The sequence below is a fragment of the Citrobacter sp. Cf125 genome, assembly GCF_030333935.1.
In the GTDB taxonomy this organism is placed as follows: Bacteria; Pseudomonadota; Gammaproteobacteria; order Enterobacterales; family Enterobacteriaceae; genus Citrobacter; species Citrobacter freundii.
Map to the genome: position 1 here is coordinate 1 of NZ_JAOWEY010000001.1, position 246 is coordinate 246.

General features: G+C 54.5%; 1 tRNA gene. It reads left to right on the plus strand.

Features of this window, described 5'->3' with window-relative positions:
• Nucleotides 1-168: 168 nt before the first annotated feature.
• Nucleotides 169-244 (plus strand) — tRNA-Ala (locus OGV89_RS00005).
• The last annotated feature ends 2 nt before the right edge of the window (nt 245-246 follow it).

Here is a 246-nt window from a genome sequence, read left to right on the forward strand (position 1 = left end):
GGTGGTTAGAGCGCACCCCTGATAAGGGTGAGGTCGGTGGTTCAAGTCCACTCAGGCCTACCAAATTCTTTCTGATACCGCGTTGTGAAACGACTCGCATACTTCAGTATGCTTCGCCGTTCCACGCCTTGTCTCAGCAGGAATTAAGGTGAATGAGATAACTACGATGGGGCTATAGCTCAGCTGGGAGAGCGCCTGCCTTGCACGCAGGAGGTCTGCGGTTCGATCCCGCATAGCTCCACCATC